This window comes from Yersinia proxima (assembly GCF_902170785.1).
Classification (GTDB): Bacteria; Pseudomonadota; Gammaproteobacteria; order Enterobacterales; family Enterobacteriaceae; genus Yersinia; species Yersinia proxima.
This window is the reverse complement of the sequence record NZ_CABHYG010000004.1, coordinates 569329-588899: the sequence shown is the minus strand read 5'-3', so window position 1 is coordinate 588899 and position 19571 is coordinate 569329. Positions and strand designations below refer to the sequence as shown.

The following is a 19571-nucleotide window of genomic DNA, read 5'->3' as shown; positions in this document are numbered from 1 at the left end:
TCAAAAAACGATGATAATCACCTTCGACATTGTGTTATTGATTAATTAAGTGGGTGTTTTATGCAAGTTCAGCGCAAATCATTTTTTGAACGTGTTATCCATGCCATTGGCTTTGAAGTGATTGCCGTCGCAATTTGTGCGCCAGTCGGGGCATGGTTACTCGATCGTTCTGTATTACAAATGGGAACATTGGCCATTCTTCTCTCTTCTGTGGCGATGCTATGGAACATTATTTACAACAGCCTGTTCGACTACTTCTGGCCGGTGAGTCGGGTAGCGAAAACTCTGCGCGTGCGAGTATTCCATGCATTGGGCTTTGAAGGTGGGTTTATTCTGATTGGTTTGCCGCTCGCGGCTTTCGCATTGGGGATCTCACTGTTACAGGCGTTTATATTGGAGATCGGTTTCTTCTTGTTCTTCCTGCCTTACACCATGTTCTATAACTGGGCTTATGACAGTTTGCGGGCGCGAATTATCCGCTCACGTCAGCCCGATACTTTGACGCCAGCTGCTGATAAAGGGCGTGGTTCAAACTAATATGAAGTTAATGACAAAGCTATTTATGGCTCAGTGAGTGAAGGGTTGACCGTACCTAGGGCACTTCGACGGCTTACGCCGTTACGACCCCAACGGCACCTTTCCCCTTCATTTAATACTAATATTTGACTCATCACGAACCGTGATTTCTCACTTCAGCAGCGGTAAATTACCGCTGCTGAAACGTTTTTATGTGATCTTTATCGCAAAGCGAAACGGTTTCCAGCATTGAGATTGTTGTTTCGCCAACCTGATTTTACAGTGAGCATAGTTGAAATTAAGAATACCTGTAACGGAGAAGTTTCTGATGACGAGCTATGCCCTGGTGGGTGACGTTGGCGGCACTAATGCCCGTTTGGCGCTTTGCGCTGTGGCGACGGGCGAAATATCACAAGCAAAAACATATTCAGGGTTAGATTACGACAGTCTGGAAGCTGTCATTAAGCAATATTTATCAGAGCATAAGGTCACGGTAGAGCACGCCTGTATTGCTATTGCCTGCCCAATAACCGGTGATTGGGTGGCAATGACCAATCATACCTGGGCATTTTCTATCGCGGCGATGCAAAAAAATCTCGGGTTGAAACACTTAGAGATCATTAATGATTTTACCGCCGTATCAATGGCAATTCCCATGTTGTCAGAGCAAGATGTGCTGCAATTTGGCGGTACATCGCCACAGCCGGGTAAACCGGTGGCTGTATATGGTGCTGGGACGGGCTTAGGGGTGGCACATTTAGTGAATGTGGATAGTCGCTGGATAAGCCTGCCAGGTGAAGGTGGGCATGTGGATTTTGCGCCCAATAGTGAAGAAGAAGATCGAATTTTGGCGGTATTGCGCCAAGAGTTGGGCCACGTCTCCGCTGAGCGAGTGCTTTCCGGGCCTGGGCTGGTCAATTTATACCGAGCCATTGTGATTTCTGATGCTCGTCTGCCCGAAAATCTGGCACCGAAAGATGTGACTGAACGCGCTCTGGCAGACAGTTGCACTGATTGCCGTCGCGCATTATCACTGTTTTGCGTGATTATGGGGCGTTTTGGTGGCAATTTAGCCTTGAATCTCAGTACCTTTGGTGGCGTGTATATCGCAGGCGGTATTGTGCCGCGCTTTATGGAATTCTTTAAATCTTCCGGTTTCCGCGGAGCTTTTGAGGATAAAGGGCGTTTCAAAGATTTCTTACTGGATATTCCGGTCTATATGATCACTCACCAGCAACCCGGTTTACTGGGAGCGGGGGCTTATCTGCGCCAGAAGTTAGGGCATACTCTCCATCCTTAAAACTGCATAGATCACTGGATTGAAATGAAAAAGCAGAGCCAAGGCTCTGCTTTTTTTACAACTATAATACTTAGGCGTGGCTGCTGGCAGTGACTCCAGATGAAGCCCTTGATCTGTTTTCTGCCTCGGTAGCAGCCCCTTTCGGTGGTTTGATAATCAGGGTTAACAACAGAGAAACCACTGACATCACTGCAATAACGATAAAGGTTGCGTGATATCCGCCCAGTTGCGCCGCAATAAATGACCCTGCCAGTGCGCCTAAACCAAACCCTTGATAGATAACCCCATAGTTTTTGCTATGGTTTTTCAGACCAAAGAAATCACCCACAATGGCCGGGAATACTGTGATGTTTCCGCCGAAACAGAAAGCAATGGCACCGACACACAAGAAGAACAGGGCATGAGTCAGCGGGACAAAACTCAACACCGATACGGCTAAAGTGGTCACCAGCAAGGTAAAGCTGATAACTCGCAGGCGGCCCACTTTATCGGATAGCGCTCCGAGAATAATACGTCCGGCAGTGTTAAAAATGGCGATAGCCGACACGGTATTGGCCGCGGTCGCCAAATCCATACCCGCCAGTTGCACGCCCAAATCCTTTACGATACCAATCAGATATAAGCCACTCATACATGCGGTGAAGAAGATGATAAACAGGAAGTAAGACTCTTTGACCGCCAGCATCTCTTTGACGCTGAAATCACGTCCAGCAAGCGCAGATGGCTGGTGAGTAGCGGTTTGTGGTGCGACTGCTTTTTCCCGCAGCAGGAAAGAACCCGCCCCGACCAAAACCATCACAATAATGCCCCAGTAGAAGAAAGCCAGTGAGACCCCCTGATTGGCAATCAAACTGGCATTCACATATTTGAACAGCAGGCTACCAGTACCAAATGCACCGACAGAAATACCTGAAATCAACCCCTTACGTTCCGGGAACCACTTAATCAAATTCGACAACGTGGTGATGTAGGCGGTGCCGTCGGCAAAACCAACCACAATACCCGCCAGCAGATAAATCATTCCTAGCGAGGTGGCAAAAGAGCTGGCTATCAAACCCAAACCGAGAATGATGCCGGAAATTAGCGTCAGTTTACGAATACCAATGCGTTCTTGTAGACGGCCAGCAAACAAGGTGGCGATAGCCAGAGAAAAACTGGTGATTGAGAACGTGGTTGCCACTGCCCCGAGTGACCAACTGAATTTTTCCCCCAGTGGCTGATTGAATAAGCTCCAAGTATAGATAGTGCCTAAACCCATCTGGACGATGATAGTACCAACAACAATTAGCCAACGATTTACCGGTTTACTGCTCATGCCGGACTCCTTAAACATCAATGCATACGGCCCGAATGGGGTTATTGCTGACGGGATAGGAGTCAGCAATATCGTCGGAGCCTAAAAATTACGCGCTGATGGAGCACCGAAAATCTTGTATTGCGGTGTTATCAGCCCGCCGAATGAAACCAGTATACGGGCGGGCTAATAGCTATAGATCGAAAGGAGAATGAGCTGCATTCGGGGTGGAATGAAATGCATTTAAAGGCGCATCAGTTGCCTGAATTCTTTTATCTTGCTGCGGCTCACCGGGACTTCAAAGTCCAAATCACTGAGGCGCAGAATATAGGTGTTGTTAAACCAGGGTACAATTTCGCGGATTTTGGCTAAATTCACACAATAAGAGCGGTGACAGCGGAAAAAGTACTCTTCAGGAAGGCGGCTACAAAACTCAGTGATATTCATCGGCATAATGAACTCTGCGCGCCGAGTGTAAACCAGCGTGACCTTTTCCTGCGCCGCTGCGTAATAAATATCATTGATATCCGTGACAATGATGCGCTCATCTTTCATCAGATTGATGGTATGGGCAGTAGAACGATGACTTGGGCTGTTGGTTTGTTCTTTATTTTGGCGATCGCGCTTATACAGAGCTTCCAGCTTTCGCAGCATAGTGACAATACGCGATTCGTGGTAAGGCTTTAAAATATAGTCAAACGCTTCAATTTCAAAGGCTTCTACTGCATGTTCTTTGTAAGCGGTAATAAAGATAATGTAAGGTTTATGGGTAAATTTGCTGATATTTTGCGCCAGTAAAACGCCATCGAGGGACGGAATATTAATGTCGAGAAAAATAGCATCAACCTGATGATTTTGCAGATATTTAAGCACGTCCAGCCCATCATCAAAAGTTGCTTCGATGGTGATATTACTGTGCTGCTGGATCAGATAACTTAATTCTTCCTGAGCCAGAAATTCATCTTCGACAATAATTGCTTTCACGGATTAAGCTCCGGCTGGAATGCTGGGTTCTGCATGGACTTTGCCACCATTTTTACTGATATAAAAAGAAATCTCGGTGCCTGGTTCCATTCGGCGTATCTGTAAACCTTCGCCATAGAGTAATTTCACTCGATGATGAACATTCAGTAAGCCGATTTTATTTCCGGGCATTTCGTTATTTGCTACGCGCTCAATAGTTTCCTGGTTGATCCCATTGCCGGTATCTTTCACCGAGATTTTTATCTGATCGCCACAGTCTTTAACCGCAATAACCACCACACCTTTACCTCGGTACGGCTGAATACCATGCACGATAGCATTCTCTACCAGCGGCTGGATCAACAAGCTGGGAATTTTTAGTGCAATATCATCGTCAATATCATAAATGACGGTCAATTTGCTGCCAAATCGCGCCTGTTCGATGGCGATATAGTCTTGAATTTGATGCAGTTCTTTACGAATATCAATTTGTTCATCATTCAGTTCAAGGTTATAGCGCAGGTAGCGCGATAGATTGATGATCAATTGACGCGCGGTATCTGGATTAATACGAATTGATGATGAAATAGCATTTAAGGCATTAAATAAAAAGTGTGGGTTAATTTTACTTTGTAGCGCCCGCATTTCCGCTTTATTCGCCATTTCGCGCAGTTGTTCAATACGCGAAACCTCAATTTGGGTTGAGATAATTTGCGACAAACCTACCGCCATCACTTTGAGTGAATAAGTGATTTTATGGGCATGGCAATAATAGATTTTCAGCGAGCCAGTCACTTCACCTTTTTCCCATAAGGGAATAATAATAAGCGAATGAATTTCAGGAGTTCGATGGACTTCGTCGTTATTGCGGATAGTAATTTTACCGCGCTGAATACTTTCCTTGGTAATGTCACTGATTATTTCATGACCGATATTATAAGTTTCCACCCCGACGCCCACATACGCCAAAATATGTTGAGTATCAGTAATCGCGACAGCATCGGCTTTGATATCATGGCGAATAATTTCACACACACTGCGCAATGACTCGCCGTTGATATGGCGAAAGTAGGGTAAGGTTTTATTGGCGATATCCAGTGCCAGCTTTGCCTGTCGCGCAGCAATTACCTCTTTTTCATCTTCGACACTCTGCACTAGCAGCACAATCAGCCCGATACAAACCGCCCCTAAAATCATCGGAATGGCGATTTTAGACACAATATCGATACCTAATGCCGTCGGTTTGGCCCATATAACCACCAAGAGCATGGTCAGCGATTCACAAATCATACCGGCCAGAATACCGATGCTCCATTGCCGCTCTTTTTTGACTTTCAGGTTGATATAACCCGACATCAAGCCAGCAATAATACTGGTAATCAAGCAGGGAACAGAGGTAATGCCATCAATATCAATCAAATAGCGATGAGAGCCAGCAATAAGCCCGGTAATAATCCCGACCCATGGGCCAAATAGAATACCGCCGGACATCACGGCAATCACCCGCACATTAACCAGCGAACCCTCAACATTGATACCGGAATAGGTGCCGAAAATAGCAAATAACGAGAAGATTGCGGTGACGGCGGCCAATTCTAGCGGCGTGTGTTTCTCTTTTTGCAATAACTGACGAAATAGATGGGTGCGGGTCAGGAAGAACAGGCAAATTAGCATTAGTGCGGCGCGATCAAATACCGCCAGTAGCATTTCAAATATCTGGTGCACACTATTTTCTCTTGGTGACAACCGGGAATTGGCGGTAAGAAACCATCAGATCCTGGGGCGAATAAGCGACTCACTATAAGGAAAATGGGGGGAGACTGCTACTTTATCCGTGCTGTTGATGGAGTCTGCCGGAGAAATAAACTCCGACAGACTATCTGGTGGAATAAGGCTATTTCATCCCTAATTGCTGCTTGCCGATGGCGGTTAAATTATCGACCGTGGCTCTGCCGACAAAATCAACTTCAAAATCATCGGCTGCAAAGTCAGGCGGTGAGCGGCCATCAATAAAGCTGGCTAACTGGCGTGGCAAGTAAGCGGCATTTTTTTCACACCATGGGGCAGCAGCGATATACATAACATTGCTATCAAACTCGCCGTTATGTTCGTTTTCTACCGAATGGATAACATCGCAGTGCCAAAATACAGTATCGCCTGCTTCCAGATCAGGAATAGGGGAAATGGCTTCGATTAAAAGAGGATGCCATTGCTCAGAGGCTGATAATGCACGCCCCGGCGCTGCGCCGCATAAGTCATCATCAGCCACATCATCTTGCAAAGCGCGTAGCAGGATGTAAGCCATGGCATTGGCAATTGGAATGACATTTAACGTCCCGGCATTAGTGCGTTGTGGTGTCAGTGCCGTCCAGCCTTGGAAAGTACGAAACATAGAGCATACTGCGGGTGACGGGAACTCGCGTACTTCCGGGCGACCCTCAGCAGCAAAGGGATCGTATTTCTGCCATTCACCAGAAAATACATGGCGGTAAACATGGCGGAAATTCTCATCCAGCCAGCGCTCAATAGAACCACCATCTACATGGGGTGATAGGCCCAGAGATGAGGATTTTGGCGGACGGCGGCGGGTGCGGTCGGCATAAGTTACCACTCGGTTAGGGTCAAAGTGTTGCTTGCCATTGCTCTCGGTTTGCCACAAGTTATTTAAGAAAACCTGTACTGCGTTCATACGTTGATGCTGACGAGCTTCAACCTGCGGAGTTGACCAGTAAATGCCGTAAATTTGTGGCTTGCTGGCTGCCAGAGTGCCGAAGTAGTTGTCTTCCGCTGCATTTTTCAGGCGCTCGACAAAATTATTGCGCTCCAGATAATTACCGATTTCGCGGTTCCAGGCGGCGGCTTTCTCCGTCGGGAATACCCCGAGAATGGCGCAGCAGCCCCGTTGTTTTATTTGGGCTTTTTGCTCGTCAGTGACTTTGCCATTGATAATATCATCAGCATGAATACGTGGAACCGGGTTCTCACCCTGAGCCAGGCTACGGCGGATCTCGCTAACTTGTTGACGGATATTCTCTTCTACGTCTTGGAAGACCTGCTGATAATTGGGTAGCGCTTGACGTAATTGTTGTTTCACCGCTTTGATTGCTGCGGGGATATCGTCTATTTGTAATGAAGACATAATGTTGATTCTCCAATAGCAGTAGGTTGAGGCCAGAGTCATGGTTGCGTTTTGCTGACCATTTGTTTGTTTTTTGTTATCTTCAGGTAAATATTATTTAGGTAAAATAGAGAAGAATAAAGGGATGAGGTTTTTGTAAAATTTCCTCTTTAATTTTTCTCCTCTTTTTACGGCTAACATCTTCAAATCGAGGGAAAAATAGTGCCAGTGATCCCCATGTTTAGTTGCTCGCCCATTTCGTTGAGAACACCCCGGTTGATGCTGGACAGTCTTGTCGAGCAGGATTGGCCGCTGTTTTTACAATTGCATCAAAACCCGGATGTTCAGCGCTATATTGCTGATCCACAGGGAATGGCAGAAATACGCGCTCGCTTTGAATCACGTTTAATGCCGTGGGAAAAAACCTCCAATCACTGGTTATGTTTGGTTATCCGCGAAAGAGAAAGTGGGCAGGCGATAGGACTGACCGGTTTTTTAGCTGAGTGGCTGCCGCTGCAACAGGCTGAGGTGGGATATGCCATATTGCCGTCTTATCACGGTAAGGGTTTTGCGAAAGAATCACTGATGGCAGTACTGGAGTTTGGTTTTCAACAATGCCAATTCCATAAAATGAAAGCCACGGTCACTGTAGGGAACACGGCTTCGCGGCGGACGTTGGAGAGCTGCGGTTTTCAGTTGGAAGGCACCTTGCGTGATAATTTCCAGTTGGATGGGCAATGGTGTGATGACTGGGTATTGGGGCTGTTGGATAGTGAATTTGAGCTATCGCGTTGAACTCCGATGAGTTGGATATTTGTTATCAGCCTATCGACAGTTAATCAGCGCTGGGATATGTTCATTAATAGACCATTTACTGGTCAGCGTCGCTCGGACGGTCCGGGCGCTAACGTATCCTTGAGGAAATTATGGCTGAATCCCCTTCCAAACGTCGTTTTACCCGAATTGATCGTCTTCCCCCTTATGTTTTCAATATCACTGCTGAGTTGAAGATGGCCGCGCGTCGCCGTGGTGAAGACATCATTGATTTTAGTATGGGTAATCCGGATGGCCCGACGCCTCCGCATATTGTTGAGAAAATGTGCAGCGTTGCACAACGTGAAGACACTCACGGCTATTCAACTTCTCGAGGGATACCTCGCTTGCGCAGAGCGATTTCGCGCTGGTATGCGGATCGTTATCAGGTAGATATTGACCCTGAAAGTGAAGCCATTGTCACCATCGGCTCGAAAGAGGGGCTGGCGCATTTGATGCTGGCGACATTGGATCATGGTGATACCGTGCTGGTGCCTAATCCCAGTTATCCTATTCATATCTACGGTGCGGTAATTGCGGGCGCACAAGTGCGTTCGGTTCCCCTGACCGAAGGTATTGATTTTTTTGGTGAATTGGAAAGAGCCATTCGCGAAACTATTCCGAAACCGAAAATGATGATCCTCGGTTTCCCGTCTAATCCGACGGCACAATGTGTCGAGCTGGACTTTTTCGAGCGCGTTGTGGCGCTGGCGAAGCAATATGATGTGCTGGTGGTGCATGATTTGGCTTATGCCGACATTGTGTATGATGGCTGGAAAGCCCCATCAATCATGCAAGTCCCTGGTGCAAAAGATATTGCAGTTGAATTCTTTACTTTATCTAAAAGCTACAATATGGCGGGCTGGCGTATTGGTTTTATGGTCGGTAACCCCGAATTGGTCAATGCATTGGCGCGGATTAAGAGCTATCACGACTACGGCACTTTCACCCCATTACAGGTGGCAGCTATTGCTGCGCTGGAAGGGGATCAGCAGTGTGTGCGTGATATCGCCGAACAATACCGCCAACGCCGTAATGCCTTGGTTCGTGGGCTGCACGAAGCGGGCTGGATGGTTGAAAATCCGAAAGCATCAATGTACGTTTGGGCTAAAATTCCCGAGCCTTACGCGCATTTAGGATCATTAGAGTTTGCTAAACGTTTGCTGTCTGATGCGAAAGTCTGCGTCTCGCCGGGGATTGGCTTCGGAGATTATGGTGATACCCACGTCCGTTTTGCTCTGATTGAGAATCAGGACCGGATCCGCCAGGCGGTGCGCGGGATTAAAAGTATGTTCCGTGCGGATGGTTTGCTGAAACCGGCTAAACCTGCGTCAGGGGAAGCGGTTTAATCCGTTAGCGATTTCTCTTTAGCTGTTTAACACATACTTAGTCTTAATTGCATTATTTAAGTGGAGCGTGCGGCTATGAGAAATCGCTATTCATTACCTCAGATAACCCTGCATTGGTTGACGTTACTGATGGTCATCCTGACCTACGCGGCCATGCTACTCAGTGACTCGGTGCCTGATGAAGACAGAACATTAGCGAAGAATCTGCATTTCAATTTTGGCATTTCTGTCTGGCTGCTTATGTTGGTACGTCTCTGGTTACGCCACAAAAATACAATCCCTCCCATCACCCCAAAATTACCTGATTGGCAGCTATTAGGGGCGCATATTTTGCATTGGGGCTTGTATCTGATGTTTTTATCGTTACCAATTTTGGGTGTTTTGGCGCAGGCCTATGGCGGGAAAACCTGGTTCTTGCTCGGCTGGCAAGTCCCGCAATGGGTGACACCGAATGATGAAGCGCGGGCCTATCTAAAACAAGCACATGAATTAATTGCTAATTTAGGATATTTCGTGATTGGTGCTCATGCCTTGGCGGCGCTTTATCATCATTATATTCGCCGCGATGATACTTTGCGCAGAATGATGCCGGGTAAGTGATTTAGCAACTCAAAATGATAAAGGGCGCAAATGCGCCCTTTATACAATGTCAGGTAGTGAATGTCTCAGTCGAATATTATTCGACCATCATCATGAAGGTGCCAACCCAAACCACCAACATAATTGAGATACCCATAAAGAAATATTTCACTGAACAACTCCTCCTTGGAGCTACCGCGTCAGCCTGAGTTAACTCAGTCGCTGTCTACGTTTGATGACGCTAATGTAAGCCCAACTAAGAGAGACTTTCAATACTGTAATTTTATGCATCAGATCACATTTCACGTACAAAAAAGTAAGAAATGTTAGTCAATGTATTGAAGTGTGAAGCTATTAACGTTTTTTTAAATTACCGCCTAATAACAATTTGTTACTATCTTGGGGTAAATTTGAGCAGCAATTCTTGCTCACTTTGATTGGGGGATTTTTCTTAGCGCTATATCAGCTTCAAAACCCAGTAAATAAAGGGCTTGTTCCAGAGCTTCAACCTTGGAGGCGTAATACACATCGAGTAGGCGATCCATCTGTGCGCCATTCAAGTTCAGCTTGCGAGCCATATCGGCTTTGCGGGTTTGAGTGGTGAGCATGGCATTGTGCAATTCTGCTTTAAGCCGCACCAAAATTGGCACATGAATAGCAATATCATCCGGTTTCAATGCGGATGGCATCGGGACAGGTTGCTGTTCTTCTATTTGTGCGGCAATACAGTTTTTAATGCCATCTTGTGCTGCTAACTCTATGTCTTCGACCGAGTAAGTCACAAAACATGACTCTGAAAAGTCACTGTATTGGATATGATATTCGCCACTAGCTTCATCATAGGTACAGTTGGCTGGGTAATAGTTCACGGTGTAGCTCCTGTGGGAACAAGGTACTTCAAGATGTGGACATTGTACTGATATCAGCAAGCGGGAGTTACCTATTTAGTGTATTTGCTCAAATGATAGATATTTAGTACCGATGGCAATGTGCCATTATCCTGTCTCAGATAATGCTTTTTCCCTGAATAGAGTTTAACGAATACACAACAATACATATAACAAGCTACAAACATTTCAGTGTTATATAAGTAGATATAATAAGTAATAAAATGAACGTTATTTAAAATCTAAATATCTTTAGGTATTAAGCTAAATTTCATCCTATTTTATAGATTTAAATATTTTTAATAACATTACATATCTGCTACTATTCTTCGCGAGCAAAAAACCTTGTAAATCAACCAGAAATATACTTGCGCTTGCAATTAATAACTACTTGTTATTATTTGGTTGTATTTAAAAAAGAGTTATTGCTTTAACTTAAGTTAAATTTTCACTATTTATTTCTTCAAATTATGGCATTCGATCTTTTATTGAGAATATTAAGTTTATGATGAGAAAAATATTTCTGACTTCGGCTTTAATAACCACGTTTTTATTAAGTGGTTGTGCGACAGAATCCTCACGTTCGCTAGAGGTGGCAAAAGTCGCTTCTTATGGTACGCAATATAACGGCCCCCGCAGTCCTATTTCCGTAGGTAAATTTGATAATCGCTCAAGTTATATGAGCGGAATCTTCTCTGATGGCGTGGATCGTTTAGGGAATCAGTCAAAAACCATTCTGGTGACGCACTTGCAACAAACTGGCCGCTTTAATGTATTAGAGCGTACCAATATGGAAGAGTTAAAAAACGAAGCTGCTATTGCTGGGAAAAGCCAGCAGTTGAAAGGTGCTACCTATGTTGTTACCGGCGATGTGACTGAGTTTGGCCGCAAAGAAACAGGTGACCGTCAGCTCTTTGGTATTTTAGGCCGGGGTAAATCTCAGGTGGCTTATGCCAAAGTTAACCTGAATATCGTCAATGTTAATACCTCAGAAGTGGTGTTTTCTTCACAAGGTGCTGGCGAGTATGAACTGTCTAACCGTGAAGTCATTGGCTTTGGCGGCACGGCAAGTTATGACTCAACCTTGAACGGCAAAGTGCTGGATTTAGCTATCCGTGAAGCCGTCAATAACTTGGTCGCCGGTATTGAATCAGGCGCATGGCAGCCTACGAAATAAATCTTAATAACGAGTATGGATACTGCAATATGAAACTGACACAAAAGATATCTCTGCTATTGGCAGCCGGTGTGTTGGCTGGTTGTGCTACAGCACCGAAACCTATTTACCACTGGGATAATTATCAATCTACGGTTTATGAATATTATAAATCTGATGCCAGCCCTGAACAGCAAATTGCTGCCTTAAAAGAGAGCATTGAAAAGTCTCGCGCGAAAGGTTTGCCTGTCCCTCCAGGTTTACATGCACATCTGGGCATGTTGTATGGCAATACAGGTCATACTGACCTGGCAATGGCTGAATTTAACACAGAGAAATCGGCATTCCCTGAGTCTGCTCCGTTTATGGATTTCTTGATGAGTAAGGATAAAGGGGCATTTAAATGAAATCTATTTTTGCGGTATGCGCAGTCATGATGACACTGTTATTGACCGGTTGCGCTAAGCCAGTCAGTCAGGATTACTCGGCCTTTAAGCAAAGCAAGCCAAAGAGCATTTTGGTTCTGTTGCCACAAAATCAGTCACCTGAAGTGGAAGCCAGCCATGGGATGCTGTCTCAGGTCACTTATCCCTTGTCTGAAGCCGGTTACTACGTGTTGCCAGTCGCTGTCGTTGAAGAGACCTTTAAACAAAATGGTATGACCAACGCTACTGATATCAGTGCTGTCAGCCCAGCTAAACTTCACAAAATCTTTGGTGCTGATGCCGCACTGTACATTACCGTTGTCCAATATGGTACGTCATATCAGATAGTGACCAGTGATACACGTGTAACGGCAAATGCAAAACTGGTTGATTTGAAAACCGGTAAGCTGCTGTGGAGTGGCAGTGCTACTGCATCCAGCAATGAAGGAGATAGCTCTTCCGGTGGCATTATCGGTATGTTGGTTCAGGCCGCGGTCTCTCAGATTGCCAATACTATGACTGACAAAAGCCATGATATTGCTGCTATCACCAGCGCCAGAATGCTGTCTGCTGGAACACCAAACGGCATTTTGTACGGGCCACGCTCCCCACAATACGGTAAAGATGGCATATAAGCCTCTTTAATACTCATGCCCTTAATTCCTCGGGGCATGAGTTTATTTTCCTGGCAGTCTCAGATTCAACCTCTCACGTTCCCATTCGATAACGTCATTTCAAGTGCCATGGCCGGGCATCTAACAGCACATTCGCCGCAACCATCACACAATTTATCAACTAAGGTGGGGGGCTGGTTGGGCTGCCAAAGTAGTGCTTGTTTTTCACAATAATCGGCGCAACTATCACAATAGATATAGGTATTTTGGCAGAGGTTTCTTATCACCGGATAAAGGTGCGTTGAAGGCGGCGAGTCGCTGGCTGCACCTTTTAATAAGCCACGAAATAGCCCTCGACGGCTAATAACCCGGCTTTCCATATAGGCTTTGTAGTAGCGCTCATCTCTGCTCATCGTTTTTTTCACCGATACAGCTCATAAAGCTGAGGAAATAAACCTAACTTCGTTTGCAGGGTTTTTAGGTAACACTCGGTAATCTCGGCCAATAGGGGATAAACCCGATACTCGACCTGGGCATTTTTCACTAATTCAAGATAGCGGTAGGCCCACGGCAACAAGTGCTCGGTGAGTAGCAGGAGTGCCGAATCAGGTGGCTGTTGCTGAGTTAAAGATGAGTGCTCAATGAGATGCACCCAAGCCAACAGCATTAAACCAAACTGGTCTTCCGGCTCATGGATAGCACTCTGGCTTGCCAGCCCTAATGTCGCCAGAAATTCACGATATTGCAGAGTACTGGCCCCCATCAAAATACTTTCTTTATCCAGATAAACAGATCCCCAAGGCGGCGCGGGCATTTCACCTTGCCCTTCAAACAGCACCGAGAAGTCATATTCCAACTGTTCTGGCGAAATATCAGGTAGCTGTTGGCAATAACGGGCAACGCTGGCCGGATGGGGCCACGGGAAAAGATCTTTTATTTGTGGCAGCAATGGCCACAGTCGCCGCATAGTATCGGACTGCGGGGGATAGTAAAAACACGCGCCGAGAATGCGTGGCAAGGTAGTGTTTAATAACATCAATACTTTCTCTCTCTTGGCCGATCACTGTCTTCTTGTTTAGCCGCAGAGGAATGCGGCTAAACCGTGGTTTTAAAAATAATGGCCTTAAAATTAATGGTCTTAAAAACGCGTCAAATTACATCGGGACTTGCCAGAGATTATAGAAAGCAATGCGTCCAGCTAATTCACCGATGACCAGCGCGGAAGCACTCACTGCCAGTGTTGCTCGTGGGATTCGGTCTTTGAGTAATGCTGCTGCGGCTACGAAAATGCCCAAAGTGAGTAGCAGGATTTGCACTCCCCAAAACACGGTTTGCTGGCTACTCAGCTCCGCCGAACTTTGTCCGAGAAAACTTAAGTAGCCTGGCTTATTCACCAACGTCACGATAGCGCCAACTAACAACGCCGTGGCTCCTACCTGACGTGCGCCAGTGAGGATGGCGAAAGCACCGCCGCCGACCAATACGGTCATCCACAGCTGTAGTGACGTGTATGAGGTATCCCAGTTAGGCACTGTGGTCAATTGATAGACTTGAGTGATTGACCATGCAAAAGCTAAGCCGAAAATCACTGCTGCCACATTACATAGCATGGCCAGCACGGTATTTTTCACCATGACAGAGAAAAACACCGTGCCACAAGCCATCGCGACAAACAGACTGCTGAGCACTATTTCATTGCTCATCGGGGAGCGCCCGACACCGAGTAACATGTTCATCGCCCGCAAAGGTTGCCCAACATGCAGAGCACCAATGACTAAACCGACAAGCATTAGAATCAGACCGACAATATTGGCTTGTTTGAGCTGTTGTGCTGTAGTCAGGCCGAGTTTATGACTCAAGAACACCAAAGCAAACACCCCAACGGCGGTCTGCCCCAGTACGGTGAAGAATACTAAAGGTAATTCGTGCATTTTATACCTCCGCCGGATTTTGGATGCGGCCTGATGTATCACCGGATGGTCTGGCATCTCGATGGCTTCTGATAACCAGATTAGGCTGTGTTAAATGGGCCAGTGGCAAGGGTGCTACCGCATCTTCTTCGCCGTATTTATCACGTAATACGGTTATTTCATCGAAATCTAACGCCCGTTGTGGGCAAGATTCGACACAAACTGGCTTATGCCCTTCGGCAACGCGTTGGTAGCAACCATCACACTTGGTCATCAGTTTCTTTTTGGCATCAAATTGTGGCGCACCATAGGGGCAGCGCATCTCACAATAACGGCAGCCCACACACAACTCCTGATTCACGACCACCAAACCGTCTTCTTCACGTTTGTGCATGGCACCGGTCGGGCAGCCGGTGACACAAGTGGGTGACGAGCAGTGATTACAGGCAATGGACAGATAATAATTAAAGACATTTTGGACCCAGATATTGCCCTGTTGCGTCCAACTACCGCCGCCATATTCGTAGACCCGGCGCAGTTTTGGCCCAAGATCCAGGTTCTTCTCATCCTTGCAGCTGATTTGGCAGGTTTTGCATCCAGTGCACTTGGTAGAGTCGACAAAAAAACCATATTGCTTCATTTTTCAACTCCTTATGCGCGTTTAACTTCAACGAGGTTGGTGTGTTGTGGGTTACCTTTCGCTAATGGCGATGGGCGCTGGGTCGTCAAGGTATTGATACAACCGCCCACATCAATGCCTTCCTTGTTGAGATTGCGCCATGCCCCTTGTGGCACACAAATCACGCCGGGTAAAACTCGCTCGGTAATTTTGACCGCAATACGTATCCGCCCCCGGTCATTGAATATTTCGACCATCTCGCCTGGTTGGAGGCCACGGGCCTGAGCATCAATGGGGTTCATCCAAAATTGATGTGGTATTGCTTCGCGTAACATTGCCACGTTGTAATAAGATGAGTGGCAATGGCCTTTAATATGAAAACCAGTCATTTGTAACGGGTAGGTTCTTAGCGTGTCGACATCACTGACACCTTCAAATGTCGGGCAATATTCAGCGACGGCAGTAATGCGATCTCCGGGGGCTAGTTGCCACTCTTTTTCCAGTGTGGCAAGCGCTTCTGAGTAGATCTCAATTTTACCTGATGGCGTTTTCAACGGGTTATTTTGCGGGTCATCTCGGAAGTCTTTTAGGGCGATATATTGACTGCTATCGGCATAAATCCGGTCAATAATACCTTTGTCGTTAGTTTGCTCAAACGGCGGTAGCGCTGGGTTCTTTTCGCGCATTTTGTTATAGCTAATTTCAATCCATTCTTGCTGGGTATGACCTTCGGTAAAGGCTTCGCCAATGCCGCATTTAGCCGCAATTTCGGCTAAAACATCATAAGATGGGCGACATTCCCACATAGGTTCGATAGCGTTTTGCAGCCGTGTCACGTAGTGATAAGCCCCACTGGCATAGGAGTTATCAATTAAATCATTAGATTCCACCGAGGTGACATCGGGTAATAATAAATCAGCATATTTAGCTGAGCGGGTCATGTGGTTTTCCCACACTAAAATAAATTCACACAGCGACTCATCTTGCAAAATACGGTGGGTTTTATTCAGATCAGAATGCTGATTGCCAATCACATTACTGGCGTAATTCCACATAAACTTAATATTGGTATCAAGTTTATCTTTATTCTTCACATGGGCATTTTTAGCGGTCATCTCAGTGCCACGAAAAATAGCATCAGTCCACATAAAACAAGGGATAGCGGTTTTTATCGGATTAGGAATACTGAATCCCGGCACGGGATATTTGACGTTCCCACCCCAGGCTCCGGTATTGGTTCCAGCCTTACCGATATTTCCGGTCATCAACGGCAACATCATAATTGAGCGCGCCGCCTGTTCACCATTGGCACTGCGTTGAATACCCCAACCCTGAGAAACCCAGGCTGCACGGGCATTTCCTAACTCGCGTGCGAGCTGGATAATACGAGTGGGCGCAATACCGGTTATATCGCTGGCCCATGCCGGTGTTTTTTCTATCCCGTCGGGGCCGTATCCTAAAATATAATCTTTATAAGAGCTATTAGCGGGGGCCGAGGTCGGTAATGTACTGGCATCCCAACCGACACAATATTCCTTTAGGAAATCTTCATCTGTCAGATTTTCTTTAATTAATACATAACCCAATGCGGCGACCAGTGCGGCATCGGTACCGGGGAATATCGGGATCCATTCGGCATTGAGGGTGGTGACACTGTCAGTCATCCGCGGGTCGATAATAATAACTTTAGCTTTACTCTTCCCCAGTGCATGGACAGTTTCAATATATTGCCCGCCCCCTGACATGCGTGTTTCGGCCAAATTATGGCCGAACATAACCACTAAATCTGAGTTTTTAATTTCATCCAGCAGGGTTTCATCCGCATTGCCATAAATATAAGGCATTACAGTGTTAATTTGCGCGGTGGAGTAGGTGCCGTGTTGGTCCAGAAAACCACCAAGCAAACTGAGCATTCTTTTACAGGCATTACGCCCTTGTAAATTAGCGCCAGTAGAGCCAGAACCATATTGATAATAAATGGCTTCGTTGCCGTGTTGCTCAATGGTTTTTTTTAGATTATCCGCCACAATAGTGGTAGCTTCATCCCAACTGATTCGTTTGAATTTACCTTCGCCACGTTTACCCACTCGCAGCATGGGATATTTTACCCGGTCGGGATTATAGGTTTTCCATCTGACCGAACGGCCGCGTAAGCAAGGCCGAATTTGATGCTCACCAAATGTGGAATCATCATAAATTGCTTCATTAGCAATCTTAATAATTTCACCATTTTTGACATGCACTTTTAGTGGGCAGCGACTGCCACAGTTAACCAGGCAAGCGCTATACTTGATCGTTTCTTGATTGGCTAATACCGCCTGTTCAGGTGCGGCTTGTACAGAAAAAGGTAAGGTGACAGAACCGGCAATTGCCGCAGCCCCGGTAACTGCGGCAGATGTTTGAATAAATTCACGGCGGCTCAGCGAGCCAGCGATAGGTCTTTTATTGTTATTCATCGACATTCCCTTTGCGAAGGACATTTTTGGGCGAAAATAAAATATGAAATAGAGCACTAATGTCCCACCTTAGGAAATAATTTGTTACTTTCATATGATATAAATCAACTAAGAGGGTATAACGAAAATATAGCGCTTATTTATGTGATTACGCCGAAGGTTATTAGTGATTTAATGCGGGATATTAACTATTCTCTATACATAAATTTAATATGCCAGATGTAGTAATTAGCTGTGATAAAGAATCAATCTCAAATGAAAGTAATATATTTTATTTATATTCTTTATTTAATTTTATTTAGTAATCTTGAGAAAAGTCCTAATAAATAGATGCTGATGATGAGTCACTATTTCCCCGCGCAATGCAAATTTAAGGCGGCACTAAATCAACGTGAATAAGGGGTAAAAATAGTGGCTGATTTATTTGCTAACGCGAGAGGTGATCTACATCACGATTTTTAGCTCTACCTGCTTGCCGTCGGGTATTAACATGTTAATTTAACGGTAGTTGGATTGTTACCGTCAATGGCGGGCAAAACCTGATTGAGTAGCTTGATGAAGGCTGCTGAGTCGGGTTTTTTTGTTTTCAGGGCTAATACATGCAAATCGCTAAAATACTTAATAATAATGTGGTTATTGTTCTCGACCAACAGGGTCAGGAGCAGGTGATCATGGGGCGCGGCCTTGGCTTTCAAAAACACCCAGGTGAATTACTAGATAACACATTGATAGAAAAAGTATTTGCGCTGAAAGACAATGAGTGGGTTTCGCGATTAAGTGAGTTGCTGAGTTGTATCCCATTAGAAGTGATGATTACTTGTGATCGAATAATCACTTTGGCGGCGGCTAAGTTGGGGAAGTTGCAAGATAATCTCTATATTTCACTTACAGACCATTGCTTCTATGCAATTGAACGCCATAAGCAAGGTTTAGATATCACCAATGGGTTGCTATGGGAGATTCGTCGGCTGTATCCCAAAGAGTTCGGGTTGGGCTGTGAAGCATTGCAAATCATTGAGCGACGGCTCGGTGTGCAATTGCGTGAAGATGAGGCCGGATTTATTGCGTTGCACTTGGTGAATGCGCAGCTAAATAGCGAAATGTCCGAAGTCATGCAGGTCACCAAGGTGATGCAGGAAATTCTGCATATCGTAAAGTATCAGTTTAAGCTGGAATATAATGAAAACGGGCTAAGCTATCACCGCTTTGTTACGCACCTGAAATTTTTTGCGCAGCGCATGTTGGGGCGCAATAACGTCATCAGTGATGATGATTCTTTACACGATACGATAAAAGAGAATTATATCGCGGCTTATCGCTGTGCCGGGAAAGTTCAGCAACATATTAAATTGCAGTATCAGCAGGATTTGAGTAAAGAAGAGCTGATGTTTTTGACTATTCATATTGAGCGGGTTCGTCGGGAATGTTCTAACTTACCCGATTAACTCATTAGCAAAAGAGATTTTAGAATACAGGATTGTGACTGCTTAAGGCAGGCAAAACCTGAATGTGTTGGTATCGCTTAGTGGCGGTACACAGCACATTCAGGTTTTTTTTTGCCCGGACTTAATG

The 19571-nt window shown here is 45.6% G+C and carries 20 protein-coding genes; 9 read left to right on the top strand and 11 right to left on the bottom strand.

What is annotated here, in order from left to right; genetic code table 11:
• Positions 1-60 precede the first annotated feature (60 nt).
• On the top strand, positions 61-537 hold the full coding sequence (locus FTB31_RS04680; RefSeq protein WP_050076231.1) for a multidrug/biocide efflux PACE transporter: 477 nt from the start codon (positions 61-63) through the stop codon (positions 535-537).
• A gap of 307 nt (positions 538-844) precedes the next feature.
• Positions 845-1816, top strand: a complete 972-nt coding sequence (gene glk / locus FTB31_RS04675) for a glucokinase (RefSeq protein ID WP_077173788.1) — start codon at positions 845-847, stop codon at positions 1814-1816.
• A gap of 70 nt (positions 1817-1886) precedes the next feature.
• Here glk and FTB31_RS04670 read toward each other — a convergent pair whose 3' ends face one another.
• From FTB31_RS04670 to FTB31_RS04655, 4 genes are all read right to left on the bottom strand, one after another.
• A complete protein-coding gene (locus FTB31_RS04670) occupies positions 1887-3131 on the bottom strand; it encodes an L-lactate MFS transporter (protein WP_227721988.1) in 1245 nt (414 codons plus the stop codon).
• Between the two features lie 222 nt (positions 3132-3353).
• Entirely contained in the window at positions 3354-4094 is a 741-nt protein-coding gene (locus FTB31_RS04665; protein WP_227731155.1) for a LytR/AlgR family response regulator transcription factor, read from the bottom strand.
• Between the two features lie 3 nt (positions 4095-4097).
• Positions 4098-5798 carry a sensor histidine kinase gene (locus FTB31_RS04660; protein ID WP_050076225.1) on the bottom strand — a complete coding sequence of 567 codons (1701 nt, stop codon included), beginning with the start codon at positions 5796-5798 and terminating at the stop codon, positions 4098-4100.
• Positions 5799-5967: 169 nt separating this feature from the next.
• On the bottom strand, positions 5968-7212 hold the full coding sequence (locus tag FTB31_RS04655) for a DUF1479 domain-containing protein (RefSeq protein ID WP_077173791.1): 1245 nt from the start codon (positions 7210-7212) through the stop codon (positions 5968-5970).
• A gap of 258 nt (positions 7213-7470) precedes the next feature.
• Between FTB31_RS04655 and FTB31_RS04650 the strand changes: the two genes are divergently transcribed.
• The 3 genes from FTB31_RS04650 to FTB31_RS04640 all read left to right on the top strand — a co-directional run bounded on the left by FTB31_RS04650 (position 7471) and on the right by FTB31_RS04640 (position 9953).
• Entirely contained in the window at positions 7471-7986 is a 516-nt protein-coding gene (locus tag FTB31_RS04650) for a GNAT family N-acetyltransferase (RefSeq protein WP_050076223.1), read from the top strand.
• A gap of 131 nt (positions 7987-8117) precedes the next feature.
• Positions 8118-9353: an alanine transaminase gene (alaC, locus tag FTB31_RS04645; RefSeq protein WP_227719307.1), complete on the top strand. Its 1236-nt coding sequence runs from the start codon at positions 8118-8120 to the stop codon at positions 9351-9353.
• Positions 9354-9428: 75 nt separating this feature from the next.
• On the top strand, positions 9429-9953 hold the full coding sequence (locus FTB31_RS04640) for a cytochrome b (RefSeq protein WP_227719308.1): 525 nt from the start codon (positions 9429-9431) through the stop codon (positions 9951-9953).
• Positions 9954-10029: 76 nt separating this feature from the next.
• Here FTB31_RS04640 and ypdK read toward each other — a convergent pair whose 3' ends face one another.
• Together ypdK and FTB31_RS04630 are read right to left on the bottom strand one after the other, a co-directional pair.
• The gene (gene ypdK / locus FTB31_RS04635; RefSeq protein ID WP_098057507.1) at positions 10030-10104 is read right to left on the bottom strand and encodes a membrane protein YpdK; all 75 of its coding nucleotides are present in this window, start codon (positions 10102-10104) and stop codon (positions 10030-10032) included.
• A gap of 256 nt (positions 10105-10360) precedes the next feature.
• A complete protein-coding gene (locus FTB31_RS04630; protein ID WP_227731154.1) occupies positions 10361-10801 on the bottom strand; it encodes a type II toxin-antitoxin system HicB family antitoxin in 441 nt (146 codons plus the stop codon).
• 523 nt (positions 10802-11324) lie between these two features.
• On the opposite strand from FTB31_RS04630, the gene FTB31_RS04625 reads away from it, so the two are divergent.
• Genes FTB31_RS04625 through FTB31_RS04615 form a run of 3 tightly spaced genes read left to right on the top strand, consistent with a single transcriptional unit; the run spans position 11325 to position 13035 of the window.
• Entirely contained in the window at positions 11325-11996 is a 672-nt protein-coding gene (locus FTB31_RS04625) for a CsgG/HfaB family protein (protein WP_050076217.1), read from the top strand.
• A 29-nt stretch (positions 11997-12025) separates the two neighbouring features.
• The gene (locus tag FTB31_RS04620; protein ID WP_050076215.1) at positions 12026-12382 is read left to right on the top strand and encodes a DUF4810 domain-containing protein; all 357 of its coding nucleotides are present in this window, start codon (positions 12026-12028) and stop codon (positions 12380-12382) included.
• On the top strand, positions 12379-13035 hold the full coding sequence (locus tag FTB31_RS04615) for a DUF799 domain-containing protein (RefSeq protein WP_050076213.1): 657 nt from the start codon (positions 12379-12381) through the stop codon (positions 13033-13035). Before FTB31_RS04620 ends, FTB31_RS04615 begins: the two co-directional genes overlap by 4 nt.
• A 65-nt stretch (positions 13036-13100) precedes the next feature.
• Here the strand turns inward: FTB31_RS04615 and FTB31_RS04610 are convergent, their stop codons facing one another.
• The 5 genes from FTB31_RS04610 to FTB31_RS04590 form a co-directional block, all read right to left on the bottom strand.
• Positions 13101-13427, bottom strand: coding sequence for a 4Fe-4S binding protein (locus FTB31_RS04610; protein WP_227729661.1), 327 nt, complete (start codon positions 13425-13427; stop codon positions 13101-13103).
• An 8-nt stretch (positions 13428-13435) separates the two neighbouring features.
• On the bottom strand, positions 13436-14050 hold the full coding sequence (locus FTB31_RS04605; RefSeq protein ID WP_227721991.1) for a TorD/DmsD family molecular chaperone: 615 nt from the start codon (positions 14048-14050) through the stop codon (positions 13436-13438).
• A gap of 118 nt (positions 14051-14168) precedes the next feature.
• On the bottom strand, positions 14169-14945 hold the full coding sequence (locus FTB31_RS04600) for a dimethyl sulfoxide reductase anchor subunit family protein (RefSeq protein WP_227721992.1): 777 nt from the start codon (positions 14943-14945) through the stop codon (positions 14169-14171).
• A gap of 1 nt (position 14946) precedes the next feature.
• A complete protein-coding gene (locus FTB31_RS04595; protein WP_227721993.1) occupies positions 14947-15564 on the bottom strand; it encodes a DMSO/selenate family reductase complex B subunit in 618 nt (205 codons plus the stop codon).
• 11 nt (positions 15565-15575) lie between these two features.
• Positions 15576-17999: a DmsA/YnfE/YnfF family dimethyl sulfoxide reductase gene (locus FTB31_RS04590; RefSeq protein ID WP_227731153.1), complete on the bottom strand. Its 2424-nt coding sequence runs from the start codon at positions 17997-17999 to the stop codon at positions 15576-15578.
• Between the two features lie 599 nt (positions 18000-18598).
• On the opposite strand from FTB31_RS04590, the gene licT reads away from it, so the two are divergent.
• The gene (licT, locus tag FTB31_RS04585) at positions 18599-19444 is read left to right on the top strand and encodes a BglG family transcription antiterminator LicT (RefSeq protein WP_050076204.1); all 846 of its coding nucleotides are present in this window, start codon (positions 18599-18601) and stop codon (positions 19442-19444) included.
• Positions 19445-19571 lie beyond the last annotated feature (127 nt).